The organism is Phenylobacterium aquaticum, assembly GCF_947378715.1.
Classification (GTDB): Bacteria; Pseudomonadota; Alphaproteobacteria; order Caulobacterales; family Caulobacteraceae; genus Phenylobacterium; species Phenylobacterium aquaticum_A.
In genome coordinates this window covers 1-19,972 of the sequence record NZ_CANCLE010000065.1, presented here as the reverse complement: position 1 = coordinate 19,972, position 19,972 = coordinate 1, and the positions used below count along the sequence as shown (strand labels likewise).

Genomic DNA, 19,972 nt, shown 5'->3' with positions numbered 1-19,972 from the left:
GCACGTAGGGGTTCTCCAGCACGGCGATCTGCTTGTCGGGCTGGTTGATGAAGTACGGCGACAGGTAGCCACGGTCGAACTGCATGCCCTCGACGACGTCGAGTTCGGTCTCGAGCGACTTGGCTTCTTCGATCGTGATCACGCCTTCATTGCCGACGCGCTCCATCGCCTTGGCCAGCATCTGGCCGACTTCGGTGTCGCCGTTGGCCGAGATGGTGCCGACCTGGGCGATCTCGTCGTTGGTCGAGACCTTCTTGGAGCGGGACTTGATGTCTTCGACGACGGCCGCGACCGCGAGGTCGATGCCGCGCTTCAGGTCCATCGGGTTCATGCCGGCCGCGACGCGCTTCAGGCCCTCGACCACGATGGCCTGGGCCAGGACGGTGGCGGTGGTGGTGCCGTCGCCGGCCTTGTCATTGGTCTTGGAGGCGACTTCGCGGATCAGCTGGGCGCCGAGGTTCTCGAAGCGGTCAGCCAGTTCGATTTCCTTGGCCACCGACACGCCGTCCTTGGTGGAGCGCGGGGCGCCGAAGGACTTCTCGATGATCACGTTGCGGCCCTTGGGGCCGAGGGTCACCTTGACCGCGTTGGCCAGGGTGTTCACGCCGCGCAGCATCCGGTCGCGGGCGTCAGAGGCGAAATAAACGTCTTTCGCAGCCATGTTGGGTTCTCTTTTTCTGAATTTCTAAAGGGAAGGTAGGGTCGATCCGGAGGGTGCGGGCCTTAGGCCTCGAGCACGCCCAGGATGTCGCTTTCCTTCATGATCAGCAGGTCGGCGCCGTCGAGCTTGACCTCGGTGCCGGACCACTTGCCGAACAGGATCTTGTCGCCCTTCTTGACGTCGAGGGGCTGGATCTTGCCGGAGTCATCACGAGCGCCGGGGCCGACGGCGACGACTTCGCCTTCTTGCGGCTTTTCCTTGGCGGTGTCGGGGATGATGATCCCGCCCTTGGTCTTTTCTTGTTCCTCGACGCGCTTCACGAGGACGCGGTCTCCCAGGGGACGAAACGCCATGTCTTTATCTCTCCGTTCGGGACGGTTGAATGAATCTGTGCTGGCCCCGGGACCGCTGTTAGCAGTCGGACCCATGGAGTGCCAGCGACGTCGCGGAGGTAGGGAAGGCGTCCTTCGGAGTCAAGCGAACCTGGCGTTGAATTTTCGCCGAACGCTCCGCCCGGGGCCGAATTCCGCTTGGTAGGGCCCCAATTCCGCCGCTAGGGTCCGCGCCCATAGAGCCTTAAGCGCCATAAGACAAGGAAACGCCCATGCGCCGCGCCGTCGTGATCGCCGCCCTCTTTACCCTCGCCTGCGCGCCCGCGGCCCTGGCTGAGACCTGGAAGCCCTATTCGGCCCCGACCCCGAACAATCTCCAATGGTCCTATGACGCCGACTATTCCTATGTCGACAAGATCTCGGGCCTGGTGGTGATCGAGCAGGCGGTCGGCAAGGTCGGCGCGACTCCGCGCATGGGTCCCTCGGCGCCCGGCGCCGCCGACGGAGTCGGCAGCTTGCTGGCGCTCGACTGCAAGGCCGGCGACATGATCCTGATCGCCGGCTATTCGCCGAAGAAGCCCCTGGACGTGCCGCCCAACTGGCGCTCGTCGACGCCCAAGAAGATCGCGTCGGACGACGACAAGGCCCTGCTGGCCGCCGCTTGCGCCGCAGTCCCGTCTCTGCCGACCAAATAGGGGCGACCAAATCGAGGTCAGTGTCAGACTGCTGACAGGATTCTGATCGTCGTCGCCCAGGATCTCCGTCCAAAGCCTTGGAGGATTTCATGCTCGACCACATCGGACTGACCGTCTCGGACTATGCGGGCGCCCGCGCCTTCTTCGACGCGGCGCTCGCACCCTTGCGCATAGGCCTTGTCATGGAGGTCACCGCCGAGCAGAGCGGCGGTGAGGCTCACGCCGGCTATGGCTCCGACGGCCAGCCCTATTTCTGGTTCGGGACTGGCGGCGCTCCGACCGGCCAGGTCCATGTGGCCTTCACCGCCAAGGACCGCGCCACCGTCGACGCCTTCTACGCCGCCGCCATGGCGGCCGGGGGGCGCGACAACGGCCCGCCGGGGATTCGCGCCCACTATCACCCGAACTATTACGGGGCCTTCGTGCTCGACGCCGATGGTCACAATATCGAGGCCGTCTGCCACCAGCCGGGCTGAGCCGGGCGCTTAGAGCGCGTCAGGGAAGCTGCGGCGCCTTACAGAAAAGGTGTCGGAAGCTTAACTGGCGCCGGGCGGGTCGGGTCCCTATCTGCACATCATGACCTTGTTCCTCAAACTCACCCCAGCCCTGCTGGTTCTGTCGGCGACCCTGGCCCTCGTGCTGTTCGGCGCCCACACCTCGCTCTACGCCTGATCGGCGTGGCTCCGGGCGGCCTCGCGGCCGCCCTTCCTCCCCAAGACGACCCTCTTTCACCAGAGGCTTTGGGCGGCTCCTCGTGAGCCGCCCTTTTTTCTTGCGCGCAGGCCTGGACGCCGCCTGGCGGGCTGTCACGGATCTTTTTAAAACGCTTGTTTGATTTAGATCGAAAAGACGTCCAATCTGGCGGCCTAGACTTTCGGCGCGGGGTGGGAGCCTCGGCGCCGGGGTCGCGCATGGCGTGGCCCGACCTCTTGAAAACCAAACGCTCTGGGAGAGACCTTGATGAACAAGATCGCGGACAAGCCGCAGTCCAGCTTCGGCATGAATCCGATGGACGAACTGAACGACCTGCGGATGTCGGAAAAGGCTCTGCCGCTCCTGGAGCATGTGAAGCGCTTCATCCGCGAGACCGTTCAGCCGATGAGCGTGGAATTCCACCGCCTGGGCGCCAACAAGACCGACATCTGGTCCTATGCGCCAGGCCAGCTGGAAGTGCTGGAAGCCGCCAAGGACAAGGCCAAGGCCGAGGGCCTGTGGAACTTCTTCCTGCCCAACGCCGAGACCGGCGAGGGCCTGTCGAACCTGGACTACGCCTTCATCGCCGTGGAGCTGGGCAAGAACCCGCTGGCCTCGGAGACCATGAACTGCGCGGCCCCGGACACCGGCAATATGGAAGTGCTGGAGCGGGTCGGCACGCCGGAACAGAAGAAGAAGTGGCTGGAGCCGCTGCTGCGCGGTGAGATCCGCTCGGCCTTCGCCATGACCGAGCTGAACTCGGCCTCTTCCGACGCCAAGAACGTCAACACCCGCGCCACCCTGGTCGGCGACGAATACGTCATCAACGGCGAGAAGCACTACATCTCCGGCGCGGGCGACCCGCGCTGCAAGATCATGATCACCATGGTCCAGACCAGCCCGGAGGGTCCGCCCAACCTGCGCCAGTCGCAGATCCTGGTGCCCACCGACGCGCCTGGCGTGCGCATCGTCGGCCCGCAGCACGTGTTCGGCGATCCCGACGCGCCGCACGGCCACATGCACATCATCTTCGACAATGTCCGCGTGCCGGCGTCGAACATGCTGCTGGGCGAGGGCCGTGGCTTCGAGATCAGCCAGCTGCGTCTCGGCCCGGGCCGCATCCACCACTGCATGCGCGCCATCGGCCAGGCCGAGAAGGCCCTGGACCTGATGGTCACCCGCGGCCTCACCCGTGAAGCCTTCGGCAAGCCGCTCATCCAGCTGGGCGGCAATCTCGAGATCGTCAGCCGGGCCCGCATCGACATCGAGGCCATGCGCCTGATGGTGCTGAAGGCCGCCAAGGCCATGGACGTCCTGGGCAATCAGGAAGCCCGCATCTGGATCCACATGGTCAAGGCCATGGTGCCGGAGCGGGTCTGCCAGATCATCGACCAGGCCATCCAGATGCACGGCGCGCTGGGCGTGTCCCAGCACACCCCGCTGGCCCGGATGTACACCTCGACCCGCACCCTGCGCATCGCCGACGGCCCGGACGAAGTCCACCACATGGTGGTCGGCCGCAACGAGCTGCGCCAGTACCGCGAGGCGCCGCACGACCCGTCGACCGCCGCCGTCTTCCGGAACTAGTTCACGCGCGGGTTCTCGTCCCGCACCGAACTTCTGATCAGGCCCCGGCGTCACCGCCGGGGCCTTTTCTTTTGCCGCACCCCCCAAGGCTCGACGGCGCAGCTTGTTCGGGTGTAGGAGGATCGGGCTCTCCTCAAGAGAGGCTGGGTTGATCCGCCGATGCGTGATCCCGGGCCGGAGCCGCGCCAGGGTCGGCGCGCCGGAGCGAAGGCTTTCTTCCGGGAAGGCCGGCGGGCGAACCCGCCAGATCTGTTTCGCGCACGATGCGCAGCAGATCCGCGATCGGTCGGGGCCTGTGTCCCCGTCTCGGAGCGGGTCGCAACCCGGAGGACGACCCCATGAGCACGCTTGCGGCTCTCTTCATCGCCATATTGGCGTTTTTCACAGCCACATTGTCCGGCGTCTTCGGCATGGCCGGGGGGCTCGTCCTGATGGGCGGCCTGGCCCTGGTGCTGCCGGTCGGAGCGGCCTTCGTCACCCATGGCGTGCTCCAGCTGGTGGCCAATGGCTGGCGCGCCATCCTGCATCGCAGCCACGTCGACTGGCGGATCGTGGCGATCTATGCGGTGGGCTCCCTGATCGCCGGGACCCTGGTCACGCTGATCGCCATCACGCCGTCCAAGCCCTTCCTGTTCCTGTTCATGGGCTTGCTGCCCGGCCTGCTCTGGCTGCCCCAGGACTGGATCAAGCTGGACGCCGCCAAGCCGTCCCAGGCCCTGTTGTCGGGGGTCATGGTCACCGGGGTGAACCTCACCGCCGGCGTCGCGGGGCCGCTCCTGGACATCTTCTTCGTCCGCACTGCGCTCACCCGCCACGTCATCGTCGCCACCAAGGCCGCCACCCAGGTTTTTGCGCATCTCGCCAAGATCATCGTCTATGGCGGGCTGATGCTGCGGGCCAAGGACGGCTCGGCTCTGCCGCCGCTCTGGCTGTTCGCCGCAGCCATCCCCCTTTCCATGCTCGGCACGGTGGTCGGCGGTCGCATCTTGGACCGGATGAACGACGTCAACTTCAAGCGCTGGACCCGGCTGATCGTCACGGTCGTCGGGGCGAGCTATCTGATCCAGGCGGCCCAGTTGCTGCTGCGTCACGGCTGAAGCGGTCTGGCCGGGGCGGGACGATTGGACCTGTCGCCCGGCCTCACGCCGCCCTAGGACGAAGGGACGTCGTCCGTCGGAGAGGTTCGCCCATGCGCCTGAGCGTCAAGACCCTGGAGAACCGGTTCGTCCGGCTGGAGCCCTTCACCGAGGGCCATAAGGCCGATCTGCGCGCGGCCTGCGACGCCGATCCGGAGGTCTGGACCAACCTCTATCCCTATTCCATGGCCGGCGAGCATTTCGACCCGATGTGGAAGCGGATGGCCGCCGACGCCGCCGCCCATCGCTCGATCCATTTCGCGGTGATGGTCGCGGACCGCTGCGTCGGCATCACCTGCTACTCGTCCTTCGACGAGGTGAACGCGGTCTGCGAGGTGGGCGGCACCTATTATCACCCGGACGTCCGGGGCGGGGCGGTGAACCCGGCGGCCAAGCGGCTGATCATGGGCGACGCCTTTTCGAGCGGCGCGCGCCGGGTGGCCTTCCGGGTCGACGCGCTCAACCTCCGCTCCCAGGCGGCGGTCGCCAAGCTGGGCGCGGCGCGGGAAGGGGTGCTGCGCCAGGACCGGGTCACCTGGACCGGGCGCATCCGCGACACGGTGATGTTCTCGGTGCTGAAGCCCGAATGGCCGGACGTCCGTGATCGGCTGGACGCCCGGCTGGCGGCCTTGGGCTAGGCGCTGGCGGCGGTCTTTTCCGGCGCGGGCGGGAAGAACACCTCGGCGGCGTGCTCGGCCACCTCCTGGGCGGTGTAGGGCCGGCCAGGCTGGAAGCCCTCGGTCTGCAGCATCTTGATTTCGCGCACGCCCCGCGAGGAGACGCCCAGCACCTTGCCGGTGTGATCGGCGGCGAGGTCGGAGACCATGTAGAGCACGCCCGGCGCGATGTTCTCCGGCAGGCTCATGGGATCGGGCTCGCGGCCCTGGCGGCCAGGCAGGTCGGAGGTCATGCGGGTGAAGGCGCCCGGCGCCAGGCCCATGACCCGGATGCCGTACTTGCGGCCCTCGATCGACAGCACGCGCATGAAGCCATAGATGCCGGCCTTGGCGGCTCCATAGTTCGACTGGCCGAAATTGCCGTAGAGGCCCGAAGTCGAGCTGGTCATGACGATGGACCCCGGCTTGCCATTGTCCTTCAGCCATTTCCAGACCGGCATGACGCAGCAATAGGTTCCCTTCAGATGGACCTTCACCACCAGGTCCCAGTCGGCCTCGGTGGTGTTGGCGAAGGTCTTGTCGCGCAGGATGCCGGCGTTGCAGACCAGGATGTCGACCTGGCCGAAGGCGTCGAGCGCGGTCTTCAGGATGTTCTCGCCGCCCTCCATGGTGGAGACGTCGTCGCCATTGGCCACCGCCTTGCCGCCCGCCGCGACGATCTCGTCGACCACCTTCTGGGCCGCCGCACTGGTTCCGGCGCCTGATCCGTCCCGCGAGCCACCCAGGTCATTGACCACGACGCTGGCGCCCTCCTTGGCGAAGAGCTTGGCGTAGGCCTCGCCCAGGCCGCCGCCGGCCCCGGTGATGATGGCGACCTTGCCGTTCAATAAGCCCATGACCTTCTCCCTAAATGTCTTTGTTCTTGAATGGGGGGATCATCCCGCCGCCGGCCCGCCCGCGCAAGTCGCACAAGTTCTGGACCGATTGGGACTCTACATCCGGCCACGAGCCGCTACCCTTGGCGCAGGCCGCCCTCGAGAGCGGCGACCAGGGAGTCCCGCGTGTCCGACATCACCCCAGCCGTGGAAAGCCACGGCGCCGCCGCCGTCCTGGACCCGCCGATCGCTGCAGAGGTCGGGGGCGACGGCCGCCTGACCCCGGGCGCGGTGGCCTGGTCGTTGTTCGAGGGCGCGCGCAATCCCTACATCATCCTGATCACCATCTATATTTTCGCGCCCTATGTGGCGGCGGTGATGGTCGGCGATCCGATCCGTGGCCAGGAGGTGATCTCGCGCTGGAGCCAGTATGGCGGCTGGGTGGTCATGGCCACCGCCCCGATCCTCGGCTCCTCCATCGACAAGCTCGGCCGCCGCAAGACCTGGCTGGCCCTGATCGTCGCAGCCATGGTCCCGATGATGTTCGCCCTGTGGTTCGCCAAGCCGGACGGGTCCGGTCTGTCGGTCACCACCACCATGCTGATCATCACCTCGATCGGGGTGATGTTCTCCTTCACGGAGGTGCTGCACAATTCGCTGCTGGTGCGGGCCGCAGGCCTGGGCGCGGCGCACAAGGCCTCGGGCCTGGCCCTGGCCCTGGGCAACGCCTTCGCGGTGGCGGCGCTGGGTTTCACCGCCTGGGCCTTCGCCCTGCCGGGCAAGGTGCACTGGGCCTGGGTCCCGGCCCATCCGCTGTTCGGCCTGGACCCGCTGACCCACGAGCCGGAGCGGGTGGTGGCCCTGTTGGCGGCCGGCATCTTCGGCCTGGGCGCTCTTCCCTTGTTCTTCTTCACCCCCGACGCCCCGCCGACTGGAACCCCGGTGCTGAAGGCCTTCGCCGACGGCTTCAAGAGCCTGGTGCGGATGGTGCTGACGGTCGGCCAGTACAAGGACGCCGCCGTCTATCTGGCCAGCCGGATGTTCTATGTCGACGGCATGAACGCGGTGCTGATCTACGCCGGGGTCTACGCCACCGGGGTGATGAAATGGGGCCCGCTGGAGATGCTGTTCTTCGGCATCTTCCTGTCGGTGCTGGCGGTGCTGGGCGGCTTCGTCGGCCGCTGGATGGACGAGGTCTGGGGGCCGAAGGGCTCGGTGCGGGTCTCGATCGGCATGTCGCTCCTGGGCATCATCGCCTTCCTGGGCATGGCGCCGGACAAGATTCTCTATGTCTGGGCCTTTGATCCGGCGGCCCATGCGCCGCTGTGGAACGGGCCGTTCTTCACCACCTGGCCGGAGGTGATCTTCATCCTGATCGGCTTCTCCAACGCGATCTTCATCACCGCCCAATACGCCTCCAGCCGCACCCTGCTCACCCGGCTGACCCCGCCGGAGCAGACCGGGGCCTTCTTCGGGGTCTATGCCCTGTCGGGGGTCGCCACCGGCTGGCTGGGGCCGATGATGGTCAATCTCGGCACCAAGCTGACCCATACCCAGCAGGGCGGTTTCGCCACCATCACCATCCTTTTGACCATCGGCTTCCTCGGCCTGATGTTCGTGCGGGGCGGGGGACGTCGCCCCGCCTGAGGTCGCCGCTTCCCAAGGGCGTCATCGGGGGCTAAGCGCGGACCATGCAGGTCGCCGCTCAGCTCCGGACCGCCTGGCGCGAGCCGTTGGGCATCTTGTCGGCCTATGCCGAGGAGCCCTGGACGCTGGCGTTCCTGTCCGGCGGCGGCGGGCCGCGCGGGCGCTGGTCCTATCTGGCGCGCCGGCCCGAGGCGACCCTGTGGATCGGCGCCGACCATCCACGCGATCCCTTCCAGGCCCTGGCCGAGTTGCTGGGCCCGCCGGGCGAGACCCTGCCGAACGGACCGCCGTTCCAGGGCGGCGTCGCCGGTCTTTGCGCCTATGAGCTGGGCGACCGGGTCGAGGCCCTGGGGCTGGAGCGCCGCCCCGGCTGGCCGGACCTGGCCGCCGCCCGCTATCGCGCCGTGCTCTGCTTCGACCATGAAAAGCGCCAGGTGATCGGCATCGGCCGGGGCGCCGACGAGATCGAGGCCGAGGACGCGGCCTATGAGGCCATGACCTGGCTGCAGGTCCCGCCGCGCGCGACCCGTCGCGGCCCGCTCTGTCCGGGACTGGAGGCCTCGGACCCAGCCACCTATGAGGCCGCCGTGGCCGAGGTGGTGGGGCGCATCGCCGCCGGCGAAATCTTCCAGGCCAATATCGCCCGGACCTGGAGCGGGCGGCTGGGGGAGGCGGTCAGCCCCTTCGACGTCCTGGCTAGGCTGGCCAGGACCAGCGCCGCGCCCTTCGCCGCCTATCTGCGCCTGGACCGCCTGGCCCTGGTCTCCAACTCGCCGGAGCGGTTCCTCCAGGCCTCGCCCGACGGGACAGTGGAGACCCGACCGATCAAGGGCACCCGGCCCCGGGGCGCGACGCCGGCCGAGGACCTGGCCCTGGTCCGCGAGCTGTCGGCCAGCGCCAAGGACCGCGCCGAGAACCTGATGATCGTCGACCTGATGCGCAACGACCTGGCCCGCACGGCCTGGGCCGGCAGCGTCGAGGTTCCCGAACTCTGGGCGGTGGAGACCTATGCCAATGTCCACCATCTGGTCTCGACGGTGCGCGGTCGGTTGGCGCCGGGGCGCACGGCCCTGGACCTGCTGCGCGCCGCCTTTCCGCCGGGCTCGATCACCGGGGCCCCCAAGGTCCAGGCCATGAAGACCATCGCCGCCCTGGAGCCGCCGCGCGGGCCCTATTGCGGCTCGCTGTTCTGGGCCGGGGCGGACGGGGCGCTGGATTCCAGCGTGCTGATCCGCACCCTGGCCTGTGTCCGGCGCGACGGCGGCTGGGAGGTCGAAGCCCGGGCGGGGGCCGGCATCGTCGCCGACAGCGATCCCCGGGCCGAACGGCTGGAGACCGAGGCCAAGATCGCGGCCCTGGTCGCCGCCCTGACCGGAGACGGCGCATGATCCCTCACGATGATCGCGGCCTGCTGCTGGGCGACGGCCTGTTCGAGACCGTGCTGGCCCGCGACGGGGTGCTGATGCGGCTGGAGGCCCACCTGGATCGCATGGCGGCCGGTTGCGCGGTGCTGGGCCTCCCGGCCCCGGACCGCGGCGAGGCGACCGTCCTGATGCGCCGGGCCCTGGCGGGCGTGGAAGCGCCCCGCGTGGCCGTGCGCCTGACCCTGACGGCGGGATCCGGCGGACGGGGGCTGGATCGCCCGACCCCGGTGGCGCCCCGGCTGTTCGCCACCGCCGCGCCCTCGGCGATCCCGGATCAACCCGCGCGGCTGGCCCTCGCCCGGACCCGGCGCAATGACGGTTCGCCGGCCGCGCGGATCAAGAGCCTGTCCTATCTCGACAACGTCCTGGCGCGGGCGGAGGCCCGGAGCGTCGGGGCCGACGAGGCGGTGATGCTCAACAGTCGCGGCGAGATCGCCTGCGCGACGGCGGCCAATATCTTCTGGGTCAGCGAGGGGCGCCTATGGACCCCGGCGCTCGACTGCGGGGCCCTGGCCGGCATCGCGCGGGGCGAGGTGATGGCGCGGGCCCAGGGGCTGGGGATCGAGGTGGCGGTGGCGCGCGCCGGGCCGCAGGCCCTGGAGCGGGCGCAGGCGATCTTCCTGACCAACAGCCTGATCGGCCTGCGTCCCGTGGCGGCGTTCGGCGATCGCGTCCTGGCGCCTCATCCCCTCGCTGACCGGCTGGCCCTGAATTAGGCCGTCGACCAGGTCACCTCGGTGGTCTTGCGCGGCTTCAGATAGTATTTCTGGGTGAAGGTGATCGGGGTCGGCAGGGTCTTCTGCAGGGGCGAGGCGTAGGTATAGGTCACCTCCGACATGATCGCTGTGTCGCCGACCGCCAGCAGGCCGGTGGGCACACCGCTGACCGTGCCGGTCAGGGCGCTGTAGCTCGAGCCATAGGTCTTGCTCCACACCACCTTGGGCGTGCCGCTGGAATCGGCCTTCACGCTGGTCACCCGCATGTTCAGCGTGGTGGTGGGGAAGGGGGCGATGATCGCCTTTCCGACATTGAAGATGTCGGTCATCTCGGCGGTGGTCACCTGGGTGTCCTGGGCCACCAGGTCGCCGACCGTGGAGGCCACGTGGCTGGCGCGCCGGTCGCAGATCATGCCGATCGTCGTCTCCGACAGGCCGTAATAGAGCAGGATCATCAGCGGGGCGACGAAGGCGAACTCGACGGCGGCCGAGCCTCGATCGTCCTTCAGGCCGCGCTTCAGGTCGCGGGAGAACCAGCGGCTCATGTGCATTTCGCCCCTGTCGGCGCTGTGGTGGACCAGGGTTCGTTGCGGAAGCTGGCGGCGGCGCTGATCAGGCGCTTGCCGCTGCCGCTGCCCATATTGACGAGGGCGACGTTCAGCAGCGGCGTGAAGATGGTCCACTGGTAGTAGGTCCGCACCAGGACGATGTCGCCGGGCTGGCCCGAGGACCAGCAGGTGGTGTTGGCGTTGAAGGTGGTCGGATCGGTCTGGCCGGTGGTCGACAGGGTGGTGAAGCTGGCCAGGGTCTGAACATCCACCGTGACAGCGCTGGAGCAGGCGGTCGAAAGCCAGCTCATATTGCCGCAGACCAGGGTCTTGAAATCGTTCTTGGTGTTGCCGGCGCTGGTCTGGAACTCACCGGTGCGGATCTTGCGGGCGGCGGCGTCGGTGGCGTTCTGCAGGGTGATCGAGACCATGAACACCAGGCCAAGCTCGATGATCCCGAACATCAGCATCAGGAACGGCGTGGCGATGATCGCGAACTCGATCGCCGTCGCCCCGCGCTGAGCGCGGGCGAACCGCCTCAGGCGGTGGATCAGGCGATGGGCGGCGCGGGCCATGAGCTGCTCGGAACCTCGGAAGAGGCCCAGCATAGGCGGCTCTGGCTAATCGGAGGTTTAAGGGTTGTGCTTGGCCGCCGAGGCCGCGCGATCGGCATAGCCGACATAGGGCTTTTCATAGCGGCTATAGTCGATGTCGGCTTCGCCGGGCATCGGCGTCCGCTCACAGCGCTGGCCGGCGCAGGCGTAGTTCTCGGGGCCAGCCGGGGCGCCGGGCGTCGCGCCCTTGAACAGGGTCACCCGGTCGGTCTGGGTTCCGGCGACCACGACCTGGCGATTGAGCAGGACCCGGCCGCGCGCGTCGGTGATCAGGATATTGGTCACGCCATAGGCGCGGCCCAGCAGCACGGCGTTATGGCTGTCCAGCACATTGACGTCGGCTATGGCGGGATTGCCGACGACCACGTTCTGGGTTCCGGGGGGCAGGACCAGCAGGGCGCTCTGGTCGATCGGCACCGACAGGCTGTCGGCCCAGGCGGCGGAGGCCAGGCCCAGGGCGGCGATCGCGGCGATCATGGCGGGCAGGAGAGGGCGGCGCATGGGCGGAGTCCGGACGAGGGTCAGGGCCGCAGGCTCGACCGGAATGGTCAACAAAGCTTGAACTTTGGCGGACTCACGCGCGCGCGAGAATCATTATGACAAACCGCCCTTTCAGCGCGGAATCCGGGCGCGTGGTTAACAGTCATTCACAGTAAACGAAAGTAAACCATAGAAAAAAGATATCGAATACTTCGTTGTTTACTCGACATTAAGCGCGGCGCGGCAAAGTGTCCCTGCGAATTCGAGGCGAGCAGGCAGTTGGCTTGATCCCTCAGCCCACTGCTCGCCAACCTAAGGAGACCACCATGTCCAAGTTTGTCACCCGCTTCCTGAACGACGAATCCGGCGCCACGGCCATTGAATACGGCCTGATCGCGGCTCTGATCGCCGTTGTGCTGATCACCGCCATGACCACCCTGCAGGGCAAGATCAGCGGCACCTTCGCCAAGATCGGCACCGCGATGCCGCAATAAGCGGCTCGCAGCTCGAATAGATCGCGGGGGCCGCGGTGCGAAAGCGCCGCGGCCCTTTCGCTGTCTGGGATTCGGGTGGCCTGGAGGCGGCGTTTCCAGGCAATGGTGAATCGATATTAGTAATGAATAGAAATAAACTATAGAAACTTCGTCGAATACTTTTCTGTTTACTCGACATTAAGCGCGGCGCGCCAAAGTGTCCCTGCGAATTCGAGGCGAGCAGGCAGTTGGCTTGATCCCTCAGCCCACTGCTCGCCAACCAAAAGGAGATCACCATGTCCAAGTTTGTCACCCGCTTCCTGAACGACGAATCCGGCGCCACGGCCATTGAATATGGCCTGATCGCGGCCCTGATCGCCGTTGTGCTGATCACCGCCATGACCACCCTGCAGGGCAAGATCAGCGGCACCTTCGCCAAGATCGGCACGGCGATGCCGCAATAAGCGGCTCGCAGCTCGAATAGATCGCGGGGGCCGCGGTGCGAAAGCGCCGCGGCCCTTTCGCTTTTCAACTGTCCGTTCACCTGGGCCCGGCATGATGGCCGGGCTTCCAGACTCTCACCGGTTCGACAGATGATCGCGCTTTTCCAGACCCTGCTGCTCTCGACCTTCCCCGCCCTGGTGATCGTGGCCGGCATGCGGGACGTGACGAGCTACACCATTCCCAACTGGATCTCGCTGGCCCTGATCGCGGCCTTCGTGCCGGCCGCCCTGGCCGGCGGCCTGACCCTGCCGGCCATCGGCCTGCAGCTGGCCTTCGGGGTGGTCGCCCTGGTCGCCGGCATGGCCATGTTCGCCCTGGGTTGGATCGGCGGCGGCGACGCCAAGCTGTTCGCCGCCGTGGGCCTCTGGCTCGGCTGGCCCGCCTCCATCACCTATCTGCTGGTCACCGGTGTGACCGGCGGCGCCCTGGCCGTCGGCCTGCTCAGCCTGCGCTCGCTGTGGATGCGACCCTATGTCCAGGGCGGCCCCCCGTGGTTCGGCCGGCTGGCGACGCCTGGAGAGAATGTGCCGTATGGCTTTGCGATCGCCGCCGGGGCGCTGACGGCCTTCCCCGCCTCGGCCCTCGGCCTGGCCCTGATGGGCCTGGGCTGACCCAAGGCCTTTAGCCCGCGTTAACCATGCGGGCCTCACAAGACGGATGGCCGGCAGAAGGTCGGACCAGCGAGTCGCGCGCACCTGTGAAAAAGCAGGAACGCCGCCTGTCGCCCGCACCCGCGGGCCTTTTGAGTCTTAGTTCATGGGCGCCGTCCGCATCGCCATCATCGCCGCCGCAGCCCTGGCCGCCATTCTGCTGGCGTTCCTGGTGCGTGGCATGGTCGCGCCCAAGAAGCCGCCGCCACTGGCCGCCATCGCCGCAGCCGCCGCCCCGCCGCCTCGCCCCATGGCCCAGGTGCTGGTCGCCAAGCACGACCTGACCGTCGGCGCCCGCATCAGTCCCATCGACCTGACCTGGCAGCCCTGGCCGGTCGACGCGCTCAATCCCAATTTCGTCACCGACGGCGCCGCGCCCGCGCCGATCCCCGATCCGCCCACCGCCAAGCAGGTCGCCCAGAGCACGGCCCGCGCGGCCCAGGACGCGGTCATGGCGTCCGGCCCGATGCAGGCCTTCGACGGCGCGATCGTCAAGGAAGCCATGATCCAGGGCGAGCCGGTGATCGCGCGCAAGGTCGTGCGCGGCGGCCAGAGCGGCTTCATGGCCGTGGTGCTGGCGCCCGGCATGCGGGCCATGTCCATTCCGATCACTGCCGAGACCGCCGCCGGCGGCTTCATTCTGCCGGGCGACCGGGTCGATGTGCTCCAGGCCCGCGCCCAGCCGGACGGCAAGTCGATCGGAACCGAGACCCTGATGCGCAATCTGCGGGTTCTGGCCATCGACCAGAAGACCGAGCCGGACAAGGACGCCCGCGCCATCGTCGGCGCCTTGGCGGTGCTGGAGGTTCCGGCCACCGACGTCGAGGTCCTGGCGCGCGGCAAGGCCCAGGGCGAGATGCAGCTGGTCCTGCGCTCCTATGCCGACCTGGGCGGCTCGGCCACGCGGGGCGCCAAGACCCGGGCCAGCATCGGCATGCGGGTGATCCGCGCCGGCCAGTCATCGGAGGTGGCGGTCCAATGATCCTGCGCAGTCTCGCCCTCACACTGGCGATCGCCCTCGCCGCAATGGCGCCCGGAGCGGCGCTCGCCCAGAGCGGATTCAGCGGCGGCGCGCCGTCGAACCCGGCCCCGATCCGCGTCGACCTGGCCGCCCAGGGCGGCGCCTCCCAGACGCTGGCCCTGCCGCAGGGCAAGTCGGCGATCATCGAGCTGCCGGTCGACGTTCGCGACATATTGGTGACCAATCCGTCGGTGGCGGACGCCATGCTGCGCTCGCCCCGGCGCATCTTCATCCTGGGCGTCAAGACCGGCGCCACCGACGCGGTGTTCTTCGACGCCGCCGGCCGTCGGATCCTGTCCCTGGCGATCCGGGTGGACCAGGACACCAGCGCCGTCGCCCAGACCATCAACCGCGTGTTGCCCGGCGCCTCGGTCCGGGTGGACGCGATCAATTCCAGCCTGATCCTCTCGGGGCAGGTGGCCAATATCGGCGACGCCGACAAGGCCATGCAGATCGCCAAGGCCTCGGTCGACAAGCCCGACACCCAGGTCCTCAACATGCTGTCGATCGCCGGCAAGGACCAGGTGATGCTCAAGGTCCGGGTGGTGGAGATCCAGCGCAACTCGATCAAGCAGCTGGGCTTCAACCTCAGCGCCGTGCTCGGCCAGGTGGGCGAGACCCAGTACCTCTTGTCCAACGCCGCCAGCTTCGGGGTCAATGGCGCCCTGCTGGGCGGCATTTCGGGCGGCTACAAGACCGACACCACCAAGCAGCCGATCCTGCAGCTGCCCTGCACCGGCGCGGGCTGGACGGCCGGGGCGCTCTGCCCGGTGGTGGCCCGCGACAGCACCGTGGCCGCCAACGCCGACGCCGCGACCATCACCAACACCGCCGGCAGCCCCGGGCTGAACAGCGCCGAGGGCGCCATCAAGGCCTTTGAACGGGTGGGCCTGGCCCGGACGCTGGCCGAGCCGAACCTGACGGCGGTGTCCGGTGAATCGGCCAAGTTCCTGGCCGGCGGCGAATATCCGATCCCCGTCTCCCAGGACGACAAGGGCCACGTCACGGTCGAGTACAAGCCGTTCGGCGTGGGCCTGGGTTTCACCCCGGTCGTGCTGTCGGGCGGCCGCATCTCGCTGAAGATCTCCACCGAGGTCTCCGAGCTCAGCACCACGGGCGCCTTCTCGCTGGCCTCGACCTCGACCTCGACCAGTCTGACCATCCCGGCCCTCAACGTGCGGCGCGCCGAGACCAGCGTTGAACTGCCCTCCGGCGGCTCGATGATGATCGCGGGCCTCCTTAAGGAAGAGACCAAGCAGGCGCTGGACAGCCTGCCCGGCGTGACCACCCTGCCGGTGCTGGGCGCCCTGTTCCGGTCGCGCGACTATCTGAGCGGCGAGACCGAACTGGTGATCATCGTCACCCCCTACATCGTCCAGCCGGTCAGCCCGGACAAGCTCCAGACCCCCGCCGATGGCCTGAAGATCGCCAACGACGCCCAGACCATCCTGCTGGGCCAGCTCACCAAGGCCTACAAGGCCAAGCCGCAGCCGCCGACCGGCCGCGCCTATCAGGGGCCCATCGGCTACGTGATCGAATGACCGCCGCCGTCCGCACTTTGCGTCCCGTCATCCTGACCCTGCTGCTCGCGGGGCTGTCGGCCTGCGCCTCCGCCCCAACCGAGATCCAGGGGCGCGTCGCCGATCCGCGCCTGCCTACCGAACACTACCAGGCCCAGGCTGTGGAGAGCCCCCAGGAGCTGCGGCTGGCGGTTCACGCCCAGGGGCTGTCGACCAACCAGGCCAACGCCCTGACCGGGTTTGTCCAGGCCTGGATGCAGGGGGAGGGCGGGGTGATCACCCTCAGCGCCCCCACCCGTGGCGGCGACGCCCAGGCCGCCTTCCGCACGGGCGAAGGCGCGCGCACCTATCTGATCGCCCAGGGCGTTCCCGCCGACCGCATCCAGGTGGCGGGCTATGACGCCACGGGCCTCATCGAGGCGCCCCTGAAGATCGGCTACACCCGCTACGAGGCGGTGATCCCGGCCTGTGGCCGGGAGTGGCAGAACCTGGCCTCGACCAAGACCAACGAAGTCCAGTCCAATTTCGGCTGCGCCGTCACCGCCAACATGGCCGCCCAGATCGCCAACCCCGGCGACCTCCTGCGGCCGCGCGACATGACCCCGGCCGACGCCGCCCGCCGGGCCGTGGTGCTCGACAAATACCGCAAGGGCCAGGTCGTCTCCTCGGAGAAGGACTCCCAGGCCCAGGGCGTGGTCTCGGATGCGATCAAGTGACGGGGACGCGTTGACATGAAGCCCCAGACGGGTCTCGACCCCTTCGACATGCAGTTCGACGCCGACGACGAGTTCGCGCCTCAGGCGGACGAGGCGTGGCGCGCCGCGCCGGCCCTGTCGCCCCGCGTCTCCGACGATCCCTTCGCCGATTTCCCGCCGGCCCAGGACCTCGATATCCGCGAGCCCATGGGCTATGAGCGCGAGCGCTCGCCGCGCGAGGTCCAGGCGCCGGACCCGGTCGCTCAGGCCGCCGTGCGTGACGTCGACGGCGGCGATCCCCTGGCCGATGACCTGCATCAGCCGACCCCGCCGCCGCGCTACGAGCCGATCGCCAATCCGGTGCATGAGATGATCGCCGAGGCGGAAGCCGCATTCGGTGAGACGACCCTGCCCAGGATCACCATCCATGTCTTCTGCACCACGCCGGAGACCGCCGACCTGGCCGAGCGCGCCGCCGCCGACCGGCGGATGGAGCGGGCGGTGGTGGTGGTGCGGATGGGCGGCCTGGCCCAGGCCTGCGAGGTCTACCAGAACCAGCCCACCCCCTCCCTGGTCATGGTCGAGAGCGCTGATCCTGCGCCCCAGCTGATCGCCCAGCTGGACCGGCTGGCCGAGGTCTGCGACCCCGGCACCAAGGTGGTGGTGGTCGGCGCGGCCAACGACATCGCGCTCTATCGCGAGCTGATGCGCCGCGGCGTCTCCGAATACATGGTGCCGCCGCTCAGCCCGCTGCAGATGGTGCGCACGGTCACCAGCCTCTATGCTGATCCCTCGGCGCCCTTCGTGGGCCGCCAGATCGCCTTCTGCGGCGCCAAGGGCGGGGCCGGCGCCTCGACCATCGCCCACAATGTCGCCTATTCGATCACCGAGCGTCTCCATTCCGGCGCCGTGCTGGTCGACCTGGACCTGGCCTTCGGCACGGCGGGCCTCGACTTCAACCAGGACCCCTTGCAGGGCGTGGCCGACGCGCTCAGCCAGCCCGACCGCCTGGACCAGGTGCTGATGGACCGGATGATGGCCCGCTGCACCGAGCGGCTCAGCCTGTTCGCCGCCCCGGCCACCCTCGACCAGGACTATGACATCAGCGCCGAGGCCTATGAGGAGGTCACTCAGAAGATCCGCTCAGCGGCCCCGTTCGTGGTGCTCGACCTGCCGCACATCTGGACGGCCTGGACCCGCAAGATCCTGTTGTCCTCCGACGACCTGGTGATCGTCGCGACCCCGGACCTGGCCTCGCTGCGCAACGCCAAGAACATGGTCGACCTGGTCCGCCGGGCGCGGCCCAACGACGCCCCGCCCCGGCTGGTGCTGAATCAGGTCGGCGTGCCCGGCCGGCCCGAGATCCCGGTCAAGGACTTCGGCGAGGCGCTGGGCCTGACGCCCTCGCTCGCCCTGCCCTGGGACCCGAAGCTGTTCGGCCAGGCGGCCAATAACGGCCAGATGCTGGCGGAGGTCGGCCCTAAGGCCCGGGCCACTGAGGGCCTCGACGTGCTCGCGCAGCAGATCGCCCGCCGCGAACCGCCGCCGACCCAGAAGGCGTCGCTGTTCTCGAGCCTGTTCAAGCGCAAATAGATGTTTGGCAAGCGTCCCACCGATACGCCGACCCAGGCCCGCCCGCCGGCTCCGCCGCCGGCGGCGGGCGACGGCGCGGCCATCGCCACCCGGCCGCAGCGGATCGAACCGGGCCAGGCCCCGCCGGCCGCCGGAAAGCCGGTCCAGCCCACCGCCGGGCCCAAGGCCACCTCCGGCTTCGAGCAGCTGCGCGCGGCGCAGGGCGCGGCCACCTCATCCTCCCAGGTGGTGCGCGAGCAGACCGACTATTACCACGCCACCAAGACCACGATCTTCAACGCCCTGATCAACACCATCGACCTGGCCCAGCTGGCCCAGCTCGACACCAAGCAGGCGGCCGAGGAGATCCGCGACATCGTCGCCGAGCTGGTGGCGATCAAGAACGTCTCGATGTCGGTGTCCGAGCAGGACATGCTGGTCCAGGACATCATCAATGACGTCCTCGGCTATGGCCCGCTGGAGCCCCTGCTGGCCCGCGACGACATTGCCGACGTGATGGTCAATGGCGCCGGCCGGGTGTTCATCGAAGTCGGTGGCAAGGTCCAGCTGACCAATGTCCGGTTCCGCGACAACACCCAGCTGATGAACATCTGCCAGCGAATCGTCAGCCAGGTCGGCCGCCGGGTCGATGAGAGCTCGCCGATCTGCGACGCCCGCCTGCCTGACGGCAGCCGGGTCAATGTCATCGCCCCGCCCTTGGCTCTGGATGGTCCGACCCTGACCATCCGGAAGTTCAAGAAGGACAAGCTGACCATGAAGAACCTGGTGGAGTTCGGCTCCATCAGTCCGGAGGGCGCCCGTGTCCTGGGGGTCATCGGCGCCTGCCGTTGCAACGTGATCATCTCGGGCGGCACCGGCTCCGGCAAGACCACCCTGCTCAACACCCTGACCGCCTTCATCGATCCGACCGAGCGGGTGATCACCTGCGAGGACGCCGCCGAACTGCAGCTGCAACAGCCCCACGTGGTGCGGCTGGAGACCCGGCCGCCGAACCTGGAGGGCCAGGGCCAGATCACCATGCGGGACCTGGTGAAGAACTGCCTGCGGATGCGCCCGGAACGGATCATCGTCGGCGAAGTGCGCGGACCGGAAGCGTTCGACCTGTTGCAGGCGATGAACACCGGCCACGACGGCTCGATGGGCACGCTGCACGCCAACTCGCCGCGCGAGGCCCTCAGCCGTCTGGAATCGATGATCACCATGGGCGGCTACGGCCTGCCGTCGCGCACCATCCGCGAGATGATCACCGGCTCGGTCGACGTCATCATCCAGGCCGCGCGCCTGCGCGACGGCTCGCGGCGCATCACCCACATCACCGAGGTGCTGGGCATGGAGGGCGAGGTGATCGTCACCCAGGACCTGTTCCTCTACGACATCACCGGCGAGGATGCGGCGGGCGCCATCATCGGCCGGCACAAGTCCACCGGCATAGCCCGGCCCAGGTTCTGGGAGCGCGCCCGCTACTACAACCTCGAAGGCGAGCTTGGCGAC

General features: G+C 68.1%; 22 protein-coding genes. 16 read left to right on the top strand and 6 right to left on the bottom strand.

What is annotated here, in order from left to right:
- Together groEL and groES are read right to left on the bottom strand one after the other, a co-directional pair.
- On the bottom strand, positions 1-661 hold a 661-nt coding region (gene groEL, locus Q7P21_RS10575), incomplete at its 3' end, for a chaperonin GroEL (RefSeq protein WP_304177059.1).
- 62 nt (positions 662-723) lie between these two features.
- Complete coding sequence (groES, locus tag Q7P21_RS10570; protein ID WP_304177057.1) at positions 724-1,014, bottom strand: co-chaperone GroES; 291 nt, start codon at positions 1,012-1,014, stop codon at positions 724-726.
- A gap of 251 nt (positions 1,015-1,265) precedes the next feature.
- Here groES and Q7P21_RS10565 point away from each other — a divergent pair, with 251 nt between their 5' ends.
- The 5 genes from Q7P21_RS10565 (at position 1,266) to Q7P21_RS10545 (ending at position 5,742) form a co-directional block, all read left to right on the top strand.
- Positions 1,266-1,688, top strand: coding sequence for a hypothetical protein (locus Q7P21_RS10565; protein WP_304170656.1), 423 nt, complete (start codon positions 1,266-1,268; stop codon positions 1,686-1,688).
- An 89-nt stretch (positions 1,689-1,777) separates the two neighbouring features.
- Positions 1,778-2,164: a VOC family protein gene (locus tag Q7P21_RS10560; protein ID WP_304170658.1), complete on the top strand. Its 387-nt coding sequence runs from the start codon at positions 1,778-1,780 to the stop codon at positions 2,162-2,164.
- 484 nt (positions 2,165-2,648) lie between these two features.
- Positions 2,649-3,968, top strand: coding sequence for an acyl-CoA dehydrogenase family protein (locus Q7P21_RS10555; protein ID WP_304177055.1), 1,320 nt, complete (start codon positions 2,649-2,651; stop codon positions 3,966-3,968).
- 338 nt (positions 3,969-4,306) lie between these two features.
- Complete coding sequence (locus Q7P21_RS10550) at positions 4,307-5,065, top strand: sulfite exporter TauE/SafE family protein (protein ID WP_304170324.1); 759 nt, start codon at positions 4,307-4,309, stop codon at positions 5,063-5,065.
- A 92-nt stretch (positions 5,066-5,157) separates the two neighbouring features.
- Positions 5,158-5,742 (top strand): GNAT family N-acetyltransferase, encoded by a 585-nt coding sequence (locus Q7P21_RS10545; protein WP_304170323.1) that lies wholly within the window; start codon positions 5,158-5,160, stop codon positions 5,740-5,742.
- Here the strand turns inward: Q7P21_RS10545 and Q7P21_RS10540 are convergent.
- Positions 5,739-6,617, bottom strand: coding sequence for an SDR family NAD(P)-dependent oxidoreductase (locus Q7P21_RS10540; RefSeq protein ID WP_304170322.1), 879 nt, complete (start codon positions 6,615-6,617; stop codon positions 5,739-5,741). The genes Q7P21_RS10545 and Q7P21_RS10540 overlap by 4 nt on opposite strands.
- Positions 6,618-6,782: 165 nt before the next feature.
- Here Q7P21_RS10540 and Q7P21_RS10535 point away from each other — a divergent pair, with 165 nt between their 5' ends.
- From Q7P21_RS10535 to Q7P21_RS10525, 3 genes are read left to right on the top strand one after another with little or no spacing between them, the layout of a single operon-like run.
- Positions 6,783-8,243, top strand: coding sequence for an MFS transporter (locus tag Q7P21_RS10535; RefSeq protein WP_304170321.1), 1,461 nt, complete (start codon positions 6,783-6,785; stop codon positions 8,241-8,243).
- 44 nt (positions 8,244-8,287) lie between these two features.
- Complete coding sequence (locus Q7P21_RS10530; RefSeq protein WP_304170320.1) at positions 8,288-9,631, top strand: anthranilate synthase component I family protein; 1,344 nt, start codon at positions 8,288-8,290, stop codon at positions 9,629-9,631.
- Positions 9,628-10,383, top strand: a complete 756-nt coding sequence (locus tag Q7P21_RS10525) for an aminotransferase class IV (protein ID WP_304170319.1) — start codon at positions 9,628-9,630, stop codon at positions 10,381-10,383. Before Q7P21_RS10530 ends, Q7P21_RS10525 begins: the two co-directional genes overlap by 4 nt.
- Here Q7P21_RS10525 and Q7P21_RS10520 read toward each other — a convergent pair.
- Genes Q7P21_RS10520 through Q7P21_RS10510 form a run of 3 tightly spaced genes read right to left on the bottom strand, consistent with a single transcriptional unit; the run spans position 10,380 to position 12,046 of the window.
- Complete coding sequence (locus Q7P21_RS10520; RefSeq protein ID WP_304170318.1) at positions 10,380-10,928, bottom strand: TadE/TadG family type IV pilus assembly protein; 549 nt, start codon at positions 10,926-10,928, stop codon at positions 10,380-10,382. The genes Q7P21_RS10525 and Q7P21_RS10520 overlap by 4 nt on opposite strands.
- The gene (locus Q7P21_RS10515; RefSeq protein WP_304170317.1) at positions 10,925-11,506 is read right to left on the bottom strand and encodes a TadE/TadG family type IV pilus assembly protein; all 582 of its coding nucleotides are present in this window, start codon (positions 11,504-11,506) and stop codon (positions 10,925-10,927) included. The genes Q7P21_RS10520 and Q7P21_RS10515 overlap by 4 nt, the downstream gene beginning before the upstream one ends.
- 57 nt (positions 11,507-11,563) lie before the next feature.
- Positions 11,564-12,046, bottom strand: a complete 483-nt coding sequence (locus Q7P21_RS10510; RefSeq protein ID WP_304177052.1) for a pilus assembly protein N-terminal domain-containing protein — start codon at positions 12,044-12,046, stop codon at positions 11,564-11,566.
- Between the two features lie 305 nt (positions 12,047-12,351).
- On the opposite strand from Q7P21_RS10510, the gene Q7P21_RS10505 reads away from it, so the two are divergent.
- The 8 genes from Q7P21_RS10505 to Q7P21_RS10470 all read left to right on the top strand — a co-directional run.
- The gene (locus tag Q7P21_RS10505) at positions 12,352-12,519 is read left to right on the top strand and encodes a Flp family type IVb pilin (protein ID WP_304170315.1); all 168 of its coding nucleotides are present in this window, start codon (positions 12,352-12,354) and stop codon (positions 12,517-12,519) included.
- Between the two features lie 275 nt (positions 12,520-12,794).
- Positions 12,795-12,962, top strand: coding sequence for a Flp family type IVb pilin (locus Q7P21_RS10500; RefSeq protein WP_304170315.1), 168 nt, complete (start codon positions 12,795-12,797; stop codon positions 12,960-12,962).
- 129 nt (positions 12,963-13,091) lie between these two features.
- On the top strand, positions 13,092-13,613 hold the full coding sequence (locus Q7P21_RS10495; protein WP_304166126.1) for a prepilin peptidase: 522 nt from the start codon (positions 13,092-13,094) through the stop codon (positions 13,611-13,613).
- Between the two features lie 145 nt (positions 13,614-13,758).
- Entirely contained in the window at positions 13,759-14,634 is an 876-nt protein-coding gene (gene cpaB / locus Q7P21_RS10490) for a Flp pilus assembly protein CpaB (protein WP_304166122.1), read from the top strand.
- Positions 14,631-16,214, top strand: a complete 1,584-nt coding sequence (locus Q7P21_RS10485; RefSeq protein WP_304166120.1) for a type II and III secretion system protein family protein — start codon at positions 14,631-14,633, stop codon at positions 16,212-16,214. The genes cpaB and Q7P21_RS10485 overlap by 4 nt, the downstream gene beginning before the upstream one ends.
- Positions 16,211-16,909 (top strand): CpaD family pilus assembly protein, encoded by a 699-nt coding sequence (locus tag Q7P21_RS10480; protein ID WP_304177051.1) that lies wholly within the window; start codon positions 16,211-16,213, stop codon positions 16,907-16,909. The genes Q7P21_RS10485 and Q7P21_RS10480 overlap by 4 nt, the downstream gene beginning before the upstream one ends.
- Before the next feature lie 15 nt (positions 16,910-16,924).
- Complete coding sequence (locus tag Q7P21_RS10475) at positions 16,925-18,481, top strand: CpaE family protein (RefSeq protein ID WP_304166114.1); 1,557 nt, start codon at positions 16,925-16,927, stop codon at positions 18,479-18,481.
- Positions 18,482-19,972: CpaF family protein (locus tag Q7P21_RS10470; protein ID WP_304177049.1), on the top strand; the 1,491-nt coding region annotated here is incomplete at its 3' end.